At 48.7% G+C, this 16,107-nt stretch carries 13 protein-coding genes and 1 riboswitch; of the genes, 7 read left to right on the top strand and 6 right to left on the bottom strand.

The genetic code is table 11. The features are described from left to right. Positions 1-122: 122 nt before the first annotated feature. Together G358_RS0109530 and G358_RS29775 are read left to right on the top strand one after the other, a co-directional pair. The gene (locus G358_RS0109530; protein WP_019636986.1) at positions 123-452 is read left to right on the top strand and encodes a thioredoxin family protein; all 330 of its coding nucleotides are present in this window, start codon (positions 123-125) and stop codon (positions 450-452) included. Positions 453-1,080: 628 nt separating this feature from the next. Then, positions 1,081-3,360, top strand: coding sequence for an outer membrane protein assembly factor BamB family protein (locus G358_RS29775; RefSeq protein WP_019636985.1), 2,280 nt, complete (start codon positions 1,081-1,083; stop codon positions 3,358-3,360). Between the two features lie 138 nt (positions 3,361-3,498). Here the strand turns inward: G358_RS29775 and G358_RS0109520 are convergent, their stop codons facing one another. Genes G358_RS0109520 through G358_RS29770 form a run of 4 tightly spaced genes read right to left on the bottom strand, consistent with a single transcriptional unit; the run spans position 3,499 to position 5,559 of the window. Continuing rightward, positions 3,499-4,041: a phage tail protein gene (locus G358_RS0109520; protein ID WP_019636984.1), complete on the bottom strand. Its 543-nt coding sequence runs from the start codon at positions 4,039-4,041 to the stop codon at positions 3,499-3,501. 16 nt (positions 4,042-4,057) lie between these two features. Then, complete coding sequence (locus tag G358_RS0109515) at positions 4,058-4,552, bottom strand: phage tail protein (protein WP_019636983.1); 495 nt, start codon at positions 4,550-4,552, stop codon at positions 4,058-4,060. Positions 4,553-4,570: 18 nt separating this feature from the next. After that, on the bottom strand, positions 4,571-5,071 hold the full coding sequence (locus G358_RS0109510) for a phage tail protein (RefSeq protein WP_019636982.1): 501 nt from the start codon (positions 5,069-5,071) through the stop codon (positions 4,571-4,573). Next, positions 5,068-5,559 (bottom strand): GNAT family N-acetyltransferase, encoded by a 492-nt coding sequence (locus tag G358_RS29770; protein WP_019636981.1) that lies wholly within the window; start codon positions 5,557-5,559, stop codon positions 5,068-5,070. The genes G358_RS0109510 and G358_RS29770 overlap by 4 nt, the downstream gene beginning before the upstream one ends. Before the next feature lie 208 nt (positions 5,560-5,767). Between G358_RS29770 and G358_RS0109500 the strand changes: the two genes are divergently transcribed. The 5 genes from G358_RS0109500 (at position 5,768) to G358_RS0109480 (ending at position 13,903) form a co-directional block, all read left to right on the top strand. After that, positions 5,768-10,198 (top strand): cadherin-like beta sandwich domain-containing protein, encoded by a 4,431-nt coding sequence (locus G358_RS0109500; RefSeq protein ID WP_240480001.1) that lies wholly within the window; start codon positions 5,768-5,770, stop codon positions 10,196-10,198. A gap of 489 nt (positions 10,199-10,687) precedes the next feature. Continuing rightward, positions 10,688-11,326, top strand: a complete 639-nt coding sequence (locus G358_RS31255; RefSeq protein WP_019636978.1) for a stalk domain-containing protein — start codon at positions 10,688-10,690, stop codon at positions 11,324-11,326. 229 nt (positions 11,327-11,555) lie between these two features. Further along, a complete protein-coding gene (locus tag G358_RS29760) occupies positions 11,556-12,320 on the top strand; it encodes a methionine ABC transporter ATP-binding protein (RefSeq protein ID WP_019636977.1) in 765 nt (254 codons plus the stop codon). Continuing rightward, a complete protein-coding gene (locus G358_RS0109485; RefSeq protein ID WP_019636976.1) occupies positions 12,313-12,996 on the top strand; it encodes a methionine ABC transporter permease in 684 nt (227 codons plus the stop codon). The genes G358_RS29760 and G358_RS0109485 overlap by 8 nt, the downstream gene beginning before the upstream one ends. A 61-nt stretch (positions 12,997-13,057) precedes the next feature. Beyond that, a complete protein-coding gene (locus tag G358_RS0109480) occupies positions 13,058-13,903 on the top strand; it encodes a MetQ/NlpA family ABC transporter substrate-binding protein (RefSeq protein ID WP_019636975.1) in 846 nt (281 codons plus the stop codon). Positions 13,904-14,035: 132 nt separating this feature from the next. Here the strand turns inward: G358_RS0109480 and G358_RS0109475 are convergent, their stop codons facing one another. Both G358_RS0109475 and G358_RS0109470 read right to left on the bottom strand, forming a co-directional pair. Continuing rightward, positions 14,036-14,788 carry an ABC transporter permease gene (locus G358_RS0109475; RefSeq protein WP_019636974.1) on the bottom strand — a complete coding sequence of 251 codons (753 nt, stop codon included), beginning with the start codon at positions 14,786-14,788 and terminating at the stop codon, positions 14,036-14,038. Next, entirely contained in the window at positions 14,776-15,522 is a 747-nt protein-coding gene (locus G358_RS0109470) for an ABC transporter ATP-binding protein (RefSeq protein ID WP_033403916.1), read from the bottom strand. Before G358_RS0109470 ends, G358_RS0109475 begins: the two co-directional genes overlap by 13 nt. 312 nt (positions 15,523-15,834) lie before the next feature. Then, positions 15,835-15,987, top strand: a riboswitch (FMN riboswitch). Positions 15,988-16,107: the final 120 nt, after the last annotated feature.

The raw sequence follows: 16,107 nt of genomic DNA, 5'->3' as shown, positions 1-16,107 counted from the left end.
AAGGAAATTCATACGTTTGCCAGGAGGTATTCATTTCGCACCGCGCGAAGCTCCCAGCGCGCGGTGGCCGGCGTTACATGACGGTGGTCAACCACAATTTAACTGTAGGGAGGTGGGTTCGCATGCAGAGATTATATCAACTAAGCGAAATTAAACAGATGATTCAGGAGCACTCTTTGGTGCTGCTACTAATCAAGACGAGCCAATGTGGTGTATGCGATTCGATTCAAGCGAAGGCGGCCGTTTTACTGGAATCCCATGCCAAGGTAAAGGGAAGCTGCGTGTTCATGGAGGATGCCCCCGACACGGCATCGGAGTACTTGGCATTGTCCGCGCCGACATTGCTGCTTTTTTTTCAAGGAAAGGAAGTGTACCGGGAGTCCCGCTTTGTCCGCTTTGATGAGCTGGAGCAGGTGCTGCAAAGCTATGAAGGGGCTTTAGAGGAGATGTGATTTCGCTGGGTTGTGAGCGCTGGGATATCTGGAATGTGTTATAGGGTATTGCGTGGCTTATTACGACATGGCGTAATAGCCAGCCATACCATGACCGTGGTCGATCTCGAATTAACCTGAACCTTGGTGGGCATGAGCACTTCAAGGTTTTTTTATATCGGAGAGGATAAAATTCTGATCTATTAGAGTCATAAAGTTTTATCCACAGCACGTATACAGCAAATAAAGGTAAGCTTATACATCGAATGAATACTGCCTGCTGGATACGGATGGATACATATGCTAACTGTATTTGTTGTATAAAAATCATGCAGTCTATCGCTGGAAGTACAATTAGCTGGATTTCTTGTAATTAGAATGAAATATAAGGGTTAGTAAGGTGAAAAGGTATGTTTTAGATACACAAAAAGCAGCTATTTCGCGAAACCACCTCAATGAATTAAACGTTGATACATGAAATCCAGCTAAATCTAGGGTGAAGCTCCACAAAGTATGGGTTAGCACATCGCTTTTCGGACGGCGCTAGGCGTTTTTTCTAGGGTCTCTTTTAAGCACTATATGGCAACTTTATCACTTTATACGCGTCTAAGCTATCAATAGGTAGTTGGAAAAAGGAGGAAGAGTCCTTATGAATCTTCGCGGTTTCATGGTCATTTGCTCGGCTATTCTACTGATGCAGCTTTTGGCAGACGCGCCAATTTCAGCGAACGTGAAAGGCAGCAGCAATTCTCCGACGAAACAAATCTATGCTCAGAAAGCGAATGCCCCTATCCGAGCGGGGGATCGGCTTGCGCTCAAGCAGGAAGCACCCTATTTTGCCGACCCGCTGTCCGGAAAGGAACCCATCGATAGCTTCAGGGTGAATTATATTGGGCAGCCAGGGGAGTCGTTCTCCGTGCAAGCCGTATCGGGCGAAATGGTTTCGCTGCAGGACTCGTCTCGGGGGAAGTTGTGGGTACCGGTTTGGTATACGACGGAGGCTTCGAGCAGAATAGCGAATACCGCACCGACCTATGCAAGCCTCAGCGCAAAAGCGAAACTGGCGCTAACTCCAGGCAGTTCGATTCAGTGGAGTGCCAGCGCTTTGGGGGATCGAGGTGAACGCCCGATATCGGTTGCCAGGTGGGACGATTGGTACGGCATTATCGCAAGCCCGGCACATTGGCATGAAGACTCTATTATGAATCGCCCTATCTTGCTGTGGGTCCATGAGAGCCAAGTTGTGGAGCAAGAGGAGATTTCCACAGGTTTAATGGAGCAAAGCTCGGCTGTTCCCATTGCGGCGGTTCGAGATATCGCCGATCTGCTTCTCCATAAGGGAGTTTCAGCTGAGGAAGTCACAAGGCTCCTGGGTCAGCCTGCCGTAAGGGAGCATTCAGGAAATGTTGGGCTCGAAGGGCGCACGTTCCTGCTAGGCGATAGCTGGAGATTTGTACGTCCAGAGGGGCACTTCATCGTCTACTTCTCCCCAGCGGGCACACTTGAGACAGCCGAGTGGATATGGCCGACAGGCGATGAGCCGAGGACTTGGCTGTATACCGGCGCTGACTACCTTTTCACTCATGATTTCATGACAGTGCCGCTCCCAGCCACACTAGAAGTGCCCTCTGTATGGCGGAATCAGGGAGATTTACAGTTCGCCTACTTAACCGGGGCTAGCAGTGATGTCCTCGTGGTTCAGGGGGACGACGGGCGGATCAGCGGGATGCATGACGATTCTAACGTATACGGCGTACATCGGCTGACGGGGGAGAAGCTATGGCAAATTGATGCCGGACACGGCAGTCTGCTGACCATGATAGGGAATATGGATGATTCGGTCACCGTCTATACTTCGCTCAGCCCAGAGAAGAAAGCATATGAGGACAGGGTGCGCCACATTCGGCTTGCCGATGGGAAAGTACTGTGGGAAGCGAGGCCGGAGGGCGGTGAAGAAGGAAGAGTTATAGAAATTGGCGGGGCAAAGGATTCCGTTATTATTTACGATCGGCCGGACAGGTTTTGGAAAATAGGCCATTTAGCCGTGCTGGATAGGATGACAGGGAAGCAGAAATGGGAAATGGCCATCGAAGGGGATTACCGGGTGCTGAATACCGGTGTGGACGACCCGTATGTACTCATTCAGGCAGGACAGCTGCTGCAAGCGAGGGACACGGATACCGGTAAAATAGCCTGGACCCTGAAGGCGGATACTGTAACAGGTACAGACCCGCATTTGCATCCGTATTATGCCGGCGGCCCGAGAATCGACCCTTTTGTACCGGACAACAGTTTACGAAGATGGATTCTCCATGGCGATCAGTGGCTGCTGGTCGATCTGGAGACGGGAAGCGAGGCTGCCCGGTATCCGGCAAAGGCGGGAGAACGCTTTGAGGTGCTGAATGAGCGATACCTTCTTGTTCAGCGAGAGCTGCCGGCAAAGTCCAAGTCAGCAGAGTCCTCCCCTGAGCGCTATGAATCGGTATTATATGATGTGGCTGCCGGCAAGGAGCTTTGGACTTTACCGGGGAAAGCATCGAAAGGTATCCTCGAAGAGGAGCATATGTATTTGGTTCTGGACGGCGTTCCGGCAAAAATGGAGCTGCAGACAGGGCGCATCGTATGGAAGCTTCCTGTCACCGCCAGTCAGGACTTGTCCTTCATGGCGCCGGGCAGCTATGTGCTGCTGGATGATTATGCCCTGATCGCCTACGGCCACGATCTGCTTGCACTTGGCAAGAAGGATGGGCATATTGCAGGACGCATACAGAATATCCGGATGGGATACACCGAATTAAGGGAGCAAATATCGAGAAACGGCCTGCTGAACATGACGGGGGATGAAATATATGCAGGTTCCGACAACGGTGCGTTTACCCGGCTAAGCGTGAAGGAACTGGAATTTATATTAAAGAGCTCGAAAAAGTAGAGGCTATAACCCCAGCATATATACATGGTTTACAAGAAGCCGAGAAACAGCCACTTGTAACGTGGCTGTTTCCCGGCTTCAATTTGTTAGTTCATATTAGCTTCCTCATGACTTTGAATTATGTATTAAGCAACCAAACTAATCCTTAGAAGGATACTCTCCGTTGAGGCAAATGATAAAATTCAGGGCTAGAAATGGCTGCATATTATTATGAGGCTGACTTGAACCGGTTGGTGATAATGCCGTTGGATTCATATTTGTAGTGGAATCCGAATCATATAGTGGGAGTTGCGTCTGCTGTCCGGGCCGGCCTTCACGCGGTGATTGCGCCCAAATATTGCTGCCTGCTGTATTCGCACTCCCTGGTGCATTGACCGCCTGTGGGATATGAGTGTGGGCCGGTATTTGGCTTTCTGTAAGTGTTACGGTCTCTGAACCTACCCGCTGACCGACTTTGCGTGACGTCAAGCCTTGGCCTTGGCCCTGGTGCATGGGAACAGCTCCGGTTAAATTGGGCAGAGCGAAGGTCGTTTTACCGTCACCACCATACTGGACTCCAAGGACGGAATATAGTGCAGTGTTTTGGGCAATCGGTAATAATTGACCGTTACATAAAGCCCAGCCCCTCGGCGGAAAGTCACCTGCAAAAATGCGTATTTCTCCTGTATAAGCATCTGCCATTTTAAATTCCTCCTTATTAATTTCGCGAAGGGTAAATACCTTGCAGCGCGATACAGAAATTAAGCGTAAGAAAAGGCTGCATATTGGAATGGGACTCGGAGCTGCCGGAACTGGAAATAGCCCCGTCGTTCATTGGAATTAAAGAAGAAGCCGAGCCATAGTAATTGTCCTGTTTCGCCCATATATTATTTAACGGTGATGCTGAGCTTGCATCGTTCTTTGAAGCGTTAATTTGATGGGTGTGCTGAGGAAGTTCACTAGTAGTTAAAGTGTGAGAAGACTCTCCTGAAGATGTTCCTATTTGTATGGCCGATGAGACGTGGAGCGGGACACGTCCGCGAAGGTCCGGCAATGCGAAAGTCGTAACTCCATCCCCGCCATAGTAATTTCTGATTATGGAAAATAAGGCCTGATTGGTATTGATTTGCAAAATTTGTCCTTCGCACAGCGCCCAGCCCTGGGGGGCGTAGCCATTGGCAAATAAGCGGATTTCTCCAGTGAACGGTTCCATATTTCTTCCTCCTTTTTTTTAATTTTGTGGGGGGAACAACCCATCTAGAGCAATAATGAACGATATCGTCAATGAGGGCATCATGTTGTCGTGTGGTTGATTTCCTCCTACGGGGGAAAGGGCATAAGGCATCATGGAGATGGGAGCGCCGGATGCAGCATAGCTAGTTTTGGAGCCTGTGGCCCAAACCATATTTTCTGGTGTAGAAGAGGTTCCAGGTTCATTTGCAGCCAGGGGAATATGGGTGTGTGTAGGCATTTGATTATGTGTGATAGATACGGTTTCGGCACCGCCCTTCGTACCTAAAGAATAAGCAGGACTAGGGTGAACAGGTATGCGGCTCCGCAGATCCGGCAAGGCAAAGGTATTTTGCCCATCCCCCCCATAAGTTGTGCCAATCAAGGCGTAGAGCAGCTCGTTATCTGCTATGTTGAGAAGCTGACCGTTGCAAAGTGCCCAGCCTTGGGGCGCATAATTGCCGCCAAACATACGAATTTCACCGACATACGGTTCACTCATGATTCGTCACCTCTAAATAAAGAGTTTTGGTGGGTCCATTCGAGAAAATGATACAGATCATTGCCTCCGCTACATTTGAAACCAAGTCGCTGGTATAAATGATAAGCAGGATTCGTTTTCAAGACGGATAGTTGAAATGGAATGGATAAGCTGGAAGCTTTGTACTGCAGCTGCTGCAATAGCTGTGTGCCGATTTTTTGGTTGCGGTATTCTGGAAGGAGTGTAATATCCACTAAAGTCAAGCGCCTTGGGGTGTGCGAGATGATCATGTTGCCCGCACGATGCTGATGAGAATAAATGATAAGATGCTCGGCTTCCGGGTATCGGGAAGCATAATACTGCTGCTGAGCATTCCATTGCATTTCAAGGAAGGCGTTTATCATCTCTTCATTCCAGCCCCAAGCGTATACTTCATCGGCACGTGAACTCGCGTAAAGCTGAAGCAGAAAGGGCTTATCTTTAGTTTGAGCTGAGACGGTTTGCAGCATAATCCTCCTTGGTTATTAATGGATTTCAAGTTCATTAATACTATATCATACTAAATGTGATTTTTTTCATAGATTTATAATGTTTTTGTTAAAAAAGTCATATATAATAACAGATAAATAGGCAAAAAAAGGATAACGCTGTCTTTATATATCTTGCTTTTTTTGCATAAATTTTAAGAGAATTGAAGGAGGGTAGAAGGTGTTAAAAATGAGAAGAGCAAGCAGCTCCGCGTGTATGGTCATATTATGTATTTTGGTCGCCTTTTCTGGAATTCCGGGAATAGGGTTAGGGTTTGCAAAAGCAGCGCCCGTATGGGTAGAAGAGCAGTCTCCAGGCATTAAACATCTAAATAGTGCTGCATATGGGAACGGTCTTTGGGTCGCGATTGGAACAGACGGTGAGTTTCTTACTTCAACGGATGGACACCAATGGACGGCCAGCAAGCCTTGGCAATTGAAATCCATGTTCGATGTGATTTATGCAGGGAATAAGTGGGTCGTTGTAGGCAGCGGAGGGGAAATATACACCTCGCAGAATGGTGTGACATGGCAGCAGCAAACCTCTGGTGTAACGAGTGAGCTTAGCGCGATTACGTATCACGACGGACTTTATGTAGCCGTAGGAGAAGGCGGCACCATATTAACTTCGTCAAATGGGGAGAATTGGACAAAAAGCAATTCGATTGCCAGCAATGAATATTTGATTGGAATTACTTACGGCGGAGGGCAATTTGTAGTCGTCGGAGATCCGGATAATATTTATACGTCAACGAATGGCCGGGATTGGACAGCAAGAGCGCTGAATATAGGGACGACTGAATATTTGTTTGATGTTGTTTATGGTGCCGGGAAATTTATTGCTGCCGGAACAAATGGCACAGTGCTTACATCGGATACTGGAGCAGTATGGACAAAGGTTCAAGGACTGCCGACGGGGACGATAAATTTAAATTCAGTAGAATATAGTGGAGGCAAATTTCTTATAGTCGGGGGCGATGTGGACCAGGATGTTAATGGTCAAGGGACATCAGGGGTTATTTTATCTTCAACGGATGGAGTCAATTGGAGCGAAGAGTTACATATAGGCAATTTTTTTAATAAAGTGATTGCTCGGCCTGACGGCAATTTTATCGTTTCTGTTGGAGAGAAAGGCATGATTTATACATGGGAAATGGTGTTGTCGAACAACGCTTATCTTGACAGTCTTACGCTAAGTGCCGGCACGCTCAGCCCGGCCTTTGACAAAGATGTTCTTGACTACACGGCTTCAGTAAGTCACCCGGTCAGCGAGCTGGACGTGACGGCGAGTGTGGCGGACGCGGAGGCAACGGTTCAAATTAATGGAACCAAAGTAAGCAGTGGGGTAGCCCGAACGATCCCGTTGAGCGTCGGCTCGAATGCGATCACTATTGAAGTTACAGCCCAGGATGGAACGAAAAAGATGTACAGGATTACGGTGACCCGTGCGCTATCAGCGAATGCGGATTTAAACAGTCTTACGCTAAGTGCCGGCACGCTCAGCCCCTCCTTTGACAAAGATGTACTTAGCTACACGGCTACAGTAAATCACCCGGTCAGCGAGCTGGACGTGACGGCGATTGTGGCGGACGCGGGGGCAACGATCCGAATTAACGGTACGCTAGTAAGCAGTGGAACGCCTCAAACGATCCCGCTGAGCGTCGGCCCGAATCCGATATCGGTTGCGGTTACAGCCCAGGATGGCACAATAAAGACGTACACGATCGCGGTGGCCCGTGCTCTATCTGCAAATGCAGATTTAAACAGTCTTACGTTAAGTGAAGGCACGCTCGGTCCGGTCTTTGACAAAGATGTGCTTAGCTACACGGCTTCAGTAAGTCACCCGGTCAGCGGGCTGGAGGTGACGGCAAGTGTGGCGGAGGCGGAGGCAACGGTCCAAATTAATGATACCGAAGCAAGCAGTGGGGTAGCCCAAACGGTCCCGCTGAACGTTGGCCTGAATACGATCACTATTGTAGTTACAGCCCAGGATGGAACAACGAAGACGTACACGATTACGGTGGAACGCGCTCCCTCTGCGAATGCAGATTTAAACAGTCTTGAGCTGAGTGAAGGCACGCTCGATCCGGCCTTTGACAAAGATGTGCTTAGCTACACGGCCTTAGTAGGTCACCTTGTCAGCGGGCTGGATGTGACGGCGAATACGGTGGACACGGGGGCAACGGTCCGAATTAACGATACGTTAGTAAGCAGTGGAACGGCCCAATCGGTCCCGCTTAGTGTCGGCCCGAATACGATCACTGTTGCAGTTACAGCCCAGGATGGAACAACCAAGACGTACACGGTCACGGTGACTCGTGCTCTATCTGCAAATGCAGATTTAAACAGTCTTACGTTAAGTGAAGGCACGCTCGATCCGGTCTTTGACAAAGATGTGCTCAGCTACACATCTTCAGTAGGTCATCCGGTCAGCGGGCTGGCAGTGACGGCGAGTGTGGAGGACGCGGGGGCAACGGTTCAAATTAATGGTACCTCAGTAAGCAGTGGGGTAGCCCGAACGATCCCGCTGAACGTGGGCCCGAATACGATCGCTGTAAAAGTTACAGCCCAGGATGGCACAATAAAGACGTATACGATCGCGGTGACTCGTGCTTCGTCAGACAATGCGTTACTAAGTGATCTTTCTCTTAAAGGCTTGACACTGACACCTCAATTCCACACAGAAGATACGGACTATTCCGTTAATGTGGCTAATGTAGTGACTGCTGTGTATGTAACGCCTACACTGGAAGATCTTAATGCGACAGTGCGAGTAAATGGAATAGAAGTGCTTAGTGGCCAAGAAGCCGAGGTCGCGCTAGTAGTAGGCAGAAATTTAATTGAGATAGTTGTCACAGCACAGAGCGGAACCGTGAAGATTTACACCTTGACGGTTCATCGGGCAGATTTGCCAAGCGATGCCGATCTTAGCAGTCTGATTGTTAATAAGGGAACAGTGACTCCTGAATTTGATCCGGGTATTACGGATTACAGCGTTTTGGTGGCCTATTCTGTAGACGAAATAGATATTACTCCAACTTTGGCGGATCCATCGGCTTCGCTTGAAGTAGATGGACAGATAGTTGGCAGCGGCGGCCCAATTACCGTACAGTTGAATACAGGAGTGAACGTTGTCCAAATCCGTATTTACGCTCAGAACGGAGATTCAAAAACCTATGTACTTACAATAACAAAGGACCGAAAGCCGGATGATAACGGTAGTGGCGGCAACAACGGTGGCAACAACGGCGGCAACGACGACGATGGCGGCAATAACAATGGGAACAGCGGTGGCTGGCCAAGTGGAAACAGCAGTCGCTCAGGCGGGGGAACAGATTCAAAGGATGGCGGAAAGCCTGGAGATGCTGCAGTTGAGTTCCTGCCGATCTATGTAGGACGTGAACGAGTAGAAAAGTGGGCTGCCATTAAGACTATGGAGGAAGCCGGACAGAAGATAACGACTGTTTCCATAGCCGGGAGTGCGGTAATTGAGAGTTTACAGAAGGAAAATAACGGGTTCGTTCTCTCTATTCCAGTACTTCATTCCTCAGATTCCGTTGTCGCTGAATTGTCAGGGGATTTAATCTATCTCATGTATACGAAGCAGGCTATACTGGAAGTTAAAACAGATTACGGAGAGCTTAAACTTCCGATCCATTACACTACTATGCAAGAAATAATCGATCAAATGAGAAGCGGCAGCTCAGCACAAGACATCCAGGTGCGTGTAGAAATAAAAAAATCAGCTGAGCACCCGGCCATAACGAGTGGATCTGGGCCGTCTGTCAAGTGGATTGCGCCTGCCGTAGATTTTCTGATTAAAGTAACTAATGGGGAACGGACTGTTTCGGTTGATACGTTTAAACAGTATATCCAGCTAACGATTCCGGTCTTGGAAGGCGTTGCGAAGGATCAGATTACTACAGGGATCGTAATGACAAAGTCAGGAACTCTTGCTCATGTTCCAACGCGAGTTGTCCAGAAAGAGGGGCGGCTCTATACTGTAATTCATAGTCGGAGCAATAGCGTGTACTCGGTCATACATAATCAGAGTACCTTTAATGACATCGACGGACATTGGGCCAAGCAGCATATCGAGGAGCTGGCTTCCCGCTTAATTATTAACGGGGACGCAGATTCACTGTATCAACCTAGTCGCGATATAACTCGCGGAGAATTTATTTCGATCGTCGTACGTGCACTTGGTCTAACGACCGCGGGGAACAATTCCAATTTCGATTTCAATGATGTTCTCAATGACGACTGGTTCCGTGATGCAGTAAATACCGGGGTAGCTTATGGCTTGATTCAAGGCTATGACAGCGGGGAGTTCCGGCCGAATAACAATATTACCCGCCAGGAAGCGATGATGATTATCGCTAAAGCGATGAAGCTGACCGGATTGGACAGCAACTTGACGGCCAGTCAAATCACTGAAGCGCTATCCGTAGTTTCAGATCAGGATCATATTAGTCCTTGGGCTCAGGAGGGGGCTGCGATAAACCTCCTTCAGGGTATCATCAGCGGATATAAAGGAAAAATTTCACCTCACGAAAATATAACACGTGCTGAGACAGCTCTGATCGTAGAACGTTTATTGCGTCAATCGAACTTGATTTAATCCTGCCTAGTGCCACCCCTTCCTTGTACGGAAGCCGGGTGGCACTGCTTTTTGGTAAAAAAGTTAAATGGAATGATTTTTTAAATTAGTGACACAATGATGATACTGCGGGAAATTCCATATTCAGGAAGCGTGACACGGTAAAGGAAACGATTCTGCACACTGATTGGAAAGTTGGAGCAAACAATACGTGTAGGGCTTATAGGCCAATCGAAGGAAGCAGAGTGGTCTTTTTGTCGTGGTTGCATGGGCATCCCCTGATTTTTTCAAGGAATTGCCTGGAAATTGGGGACTTCGACACATTTAAGAAAAATGTAGAATAATGTATTATTATGTAGAAATAAATACATAGAATATTTATGGGAAGGAAGATGACTCTTGAAAATGAAATCCAAAAAGACGGTAATGATCGGGACGGCGCTTGTTCTACTGTTGACTTTTTCTGCAGGCGTATCTGCGGCTTCCGCATTGTAACGTATTCAGGCTAACTTGAACCACGGCATTTCGTTTTTGTTGAACGGACAGGCATGGACGGCTAAAGATGCGAACGGGGCGAAGGCTGTTCCAATCAGTTATAAAGGGACTACATACGTACCCCTTCGTGCTGTAGCTGAAGCCACTGGAGCAGATATTCGCTACGATGCGGCCAAACAGCAAATTTCGATCACGACGGGACCGATTGCCGAAACTCCGGGCAAGGGTGAAAGAGTTCCTTTTAGTGAGAATAATGTAAGTCATTTTAAGTGGAGTTACTATAAGAGCGGTATAACTCGTAATAAGGAAGATTTGAGGTTCGGAGAGACACAGTACGAAACTGCGTTCGTGGTTAGCGGTGTGAACAGTGCGGGTCAAGGCTTTGCTTTTAAAGTAAAAGAAGGTACAAAAAAAATTGGTGTATTAGTTGGTTTGAAGACACAAAAATCCGATAGGATTTACTCAGGAACGTACACTATTTCCGACAAAGAGGGACAAGCTCTCGCTACAGGAAAAGTTGAGAACGGCACCGTAGTTGAAAACGTTCTGGTGCTGCCTAACAACACAACCGAGTTGTACGTTAAGTTTACTGGACCGGCCGGAGAAGATGCGACAGGCTATGTCCTCTGGGACGAAAGCTGGTTGGAGAATTAATTTTAATTATTTCTATGTAAATAATTGCGCTTTGAAACCGAAAGATAACCGCTAGTTAGCGGCAGTCTTTCGGTTTTTTTGCGCAGTATTTGCTTTTTAATAGAATGATGTGTTTATTAAAATTAGTGACACAGTGACGTTAATCACGTATAATCATGAGAAGATCATGAGTATAACAGGTGTTAAATATTAGTGGTACAATTTTAGGGCGGTTAAAGGGGGAAGCCGGATGATATCCCTGCATGAGGTAAGCAAGAGCTATGGCCAGCAGCGAAATGATAGACTAGCTGCGGTTCAAGGAGTAACTCTAGCGGTTGAGGAAGGATCGATTCACGGAATCATCGGTCCAAGCGGTGCAGGGAAATCCACGCTGCTGCGGCTGATGAATATGCTGGAAGCTCCAGATGCAGGAAGGGTCATCGTGGCAGGCCAGGACTGGACCGGCATGAGCGAAACCGAGCTGCGCCAAGCGCGAAGATCAATCGGTATGATTTTTCAGCAGTTTAATCTGCTCCAGAATCGTACAGTCAGCGGCAATGTCTCCGTTCCCCTGGAACTGACCGGGCTGCCGAGAAGGCAGCGGGCCGAGCGGGTTAGCGAATGCCTGAAATTTGTCGGGTTATCGGATAAGGCGGAGGAGTATCCGGCGGCGCTCAGCGGAGGGCAGAAGCAGCGGGTAGCGATCGCCCGTGCCTTGGCGAATCAGCCTAAGGTGCTGCTCTGCGATGAACCGACCTCTTCCCTCGATCCGAAGACGACGCATGATATTCTTGGTGTCCTGCGGCATGTGAACGAGACGTTGGGAGTCACGATCGTTATCGTCACACACGAAATGGATGTGGTGGCGCAAATATGCCAACAGGTTTCCGTGATGGAGGACGGCCTGTTGACGGACAACTTTGCACTGCAGCCGCGGAATCAGACTGCCGCGATCCCGTCTCCGAAATCGTACAGGGAACAATTGCTGGGTACGGAGGGGCTAAGCGATGTTTGATATTTCTGTAATGCTGGACAGTATGATTCAATACGAGGCTGAGATCAGGAAGGCGATCGGCCAGACGTTCTTCATGGTGGGAATATCGGTTGCCGCCGCAATTCTCTGCGGCCTGCCTGTTGGCACGCTGCTGTTCCTGTGCCGAAAAGGCCAGATCTACGAGAACCATACCTGGTCATGGGTGCTTAACAGCCTCGTCAATATCATCCGCTCGTTCCCGTTCCTGCTGCTGGTCGTCTTCATGATTCCGCTCACCCGGATGATCGTTGGTACGGCGATCGGCACGCTGGCGGCCTCGATTCCTTTGGCGGTCGTGGCGATTGCTATCTATGCCCGGCAGGTGGAGCAGGCGCTGCTCGACGTGCCTCGCGGCGTGATCGAAGCGGCGCGTTCAATGGGTGCGTCCAAGCTGGAGATGATCGTCAAGTTTTTGTACGTGGAGGCCCGCTCTGGTCTGGTACTCGGGTTAACTACATCGACGATTAGCTTCATTTCCTACTCTACTGTTATGGGGATCGTCGGGGGCGGCGGGATTGGCGATTTTGCCATTCGCTACGGGTATCAGCGTTTTGAGACGGAGCTGATGACCGGAGTGATCCTATTGATGATCGTACTGGTACAGGGCATTCAATATGCAGGCACGACGATTTCCAGAATGCTGGATAAGCGTTCATAGCTAGATAAGGTTCATGGTTATCGCATCATACTTAGATTAGATATTCGGAGGGAAACATACGATGAAAAAATGGATGCTCACACTCTCATTACTGCTGGTCGTTTTGGCCGGCTGCGGCAAACAAGCGGACAGCGGCGCAGCGAATAAGGAAGCTGCGCCGGCAGAATCGCTGCAGCAGCAGGAGGAGGCAACGCTTAAAGTGGCAACGCTTATTCCGCCGATGACCGAAATCCTCGAGCTCGTTCAGCCGCTGCTGAAGGAGGAAGGCGTTAATCTGGAGATTGTTGTACTCTCGGACAATATACAGCCGAATGATGCGCTGGCGAATAAGGAAGTGGACGTCAACTTCTTTCAGCACGTCCCGTATATGGAGCAGTACAACCAGAACAAGAACGCTAATCTGGTAGCCGTGCAGCCGATCTACCACGCCATATATGGCGCGTATTCAAAGCGCTATAAATCAATGGAAGAGCTGCCGGAGGGCGCGGTGATTGCTATCGCCAACGACCCGTCCAACATTGGCCGGTCACTGGATATGCTGGATAAAGCCGGAGTAATCAAGCTGAAGGAAGGCGCAGGCATTAACGCGACCCAAGCCGATATTATTGAAAACGAGAAAAATTACAAATTCGAGGAAGTGGATCTGCTTATGCTGGCGCGGATGCTGGACGACGTGGATCTCGCGCTCATGACTCCGGCTTATGCAAGTCCGCTCGGCTTGACGCCGAAAAAGGATGCGCTGCTGACCGAGACGGCGGAATCCGACTTCGCCATTACGTTAGTAGCCCGTGAGGATAATCAGGATTCGGAAGCTGTGCAGAAGCTGGCTAAAGTGATGTCGGGACCCGAAGTGAAGCAATTCCTGCAGGAAAATTACGATGAAATCGCCATACCTGCCTTTGAATAACCATAAACGATGATTATAAAAATCCGGAGCCTGCTCTATACTGAGAGGCTCCGGATTTTAAGTTGAAAATTGGGCTGGACTATCTCTATCTTATATTTAATTTCTCTATCGCTTCCGTTTATTCCACTTGGCTTAATCCACTTGGCGAAGGAGTAAATCCTTCGTGAACCATTGCCGGTAGCTTAGCGTGCTAAGCAGGATGCTGGTGATGGCTGCAGAGCTTGTGAAGGCGAAAACGATAAGAATCTGATAACGAACCGCTTCAACAGGGTTGGCACCAGCAATGATCATCCCCGTCATCATGCCTGGAAGCTGAACGAGTCCTACAGTTTTCATCCCATCGATCGTCGGGATCATGCTGGATTTTACCGAGCGCTGCATGACGTTTTGCACAGCCCTACGTGCGGTAGCTCCAAGGGACAGCAATGTTTCAATTTCTCCCGAAGAGGCCTGAATATCGCGCTTGAACTGGTTCAGGAACAAGCCAGCGACAACCATCGCATTGCCGATCGTCATTCCGCTAATCGGAATTATATACTGGGGTGTAGGTTCAATAATGTTCAGTCCGAGCAGCAGCCCCATCATTAACAGCTCAGTGGCTGAAATGGCGACGGCCACTCTCCACCAAATGCCTGCGAGACCTTTACCGCGTTTGGCTGCATTTCTCGAAGCGATGATAATCATAAACACAATGATAGCTAGTATGAATAAAGGATGATTGCTGTTAAACACAAACTGGAGCACATACCCGACCAGCAGCAATTGTGCAGCGGCACGGACCGTTCCGATGGCGATATCTTTTTCCAGATCAAGCTTCTGCCAGACGGAGATGAGCATCGTTACCATAACAAAAATGATCGTAAAGCTGAGCGCTAGGAGAGACATAGTTCATCCCCCTTGACCAGCGGCTGCTGCAAATATTGCCGCGCCAGCTCTGTGGCCGGCTGTTCGAAAAATTGGCGGGTAGGCGACTTTTCGAGCAAAGTGCGATTTCCCATAAACCAGACGTAATCGCTAATGCGGGCGGCTTGCTCCAATTGATGCGTGACCCAGATCATGCCCGTGCCTTCCTGTTGGTGCCATTCCTCGAGCATGTCCTCTACCCGCATTGCGTTGCATTGATCCAGTGAAGCCGTAATTTCGTCCAGCAATAGCATTTGCGGCCGCAATAACAAGGCACGGATCAGGGAGATGCGCTGCTTCTCGCCGCCGGACAGCTCGGAAGCCTTTTTACTTAGGTCGAGCGATTCCAAACCCGATTGTGTTAATAGTTTTTTTACAAGCGTGACATTGTACGGGATGTGATGAAGCTCGTGGGTTATTTTTAAATTATCTTCAACACTGCCTGGCAGCATGACCGCTTGCTGGGCGACATAGCAAATTTTCATTCGCCATTGAATGGGATCGGCTTGTTTAGAGGAAAGGCCCGCAAAGCGGATCACTCCTTCATCGGCGATATCCAGCAAGGACAGAATTCGCAGCAGAGTACTCTTGCCCTGTCCTGAGCTTCCGAGCAGCGCAATGCGGTCATGCTGGGCCGCTGCCGCGTCTACATCGCGAAATAGAAGAATTTCGGGCGTATTGGCATGGCTCTTCTTCAATTGTTCAATTTCCAGCATTTGTGGCAAAATAGGGCACCTCTTTTTCACGGATTGGTTCTACTGACCATTGTAGCAAACCCCTGGAATGAAGAGAACGATCGATCAACAACGAAAGCAGTGTGTTGTGCAAATGCACAATCGGTATAAATTGGCAGTAGGCTTCACATATAATGAAAAAGTGTTATACTATATGAAAGTGAATTGAAACTTTATGAAACAAAGCAAAGTGTCGTTTCAAATGTGACTTCCTTCACAGGAATAAGCATAAATTTGTAGTATTCTAAATTCAAAGCAAAAGTACAGTTCAATGCATCAAAAATACATTTGAATATGGATCTTCGGGGTAAGGTGAAATTCCTGACCGGCGGTTATAGTTCGTTCCATGAACGTGCTTCAGCCCGCGACTCGTCACTTGAACAAGGTGGCGACTGACTTGGTGAAATTCCAAGGCCGACGGTAAAGTCCGGATGGGAGAAGATCAAGGGTAAGCATGCTGCGGTTTTTTGTGCCAAGGCAAGCTTATTTGATCAGCCCCCGTACAGGTCGACAACTAGTGTCGATGACGGGGGCTTTCTGTTCATAAAGACTCCGTATTCAAGATAG

This window comes from Paenibacillus fonticola DSM 21315 (genome assembly GCF_000381905.1).
GTDB lineage: Bacteria > Bacillota > Bacilli > Paenibacillales > Paenibacillaceae > Fontibacillus > Fontibacillus fonticola.
This window is presented reverse-complemented; position numbering and strand designations above follow the sequence as displayed.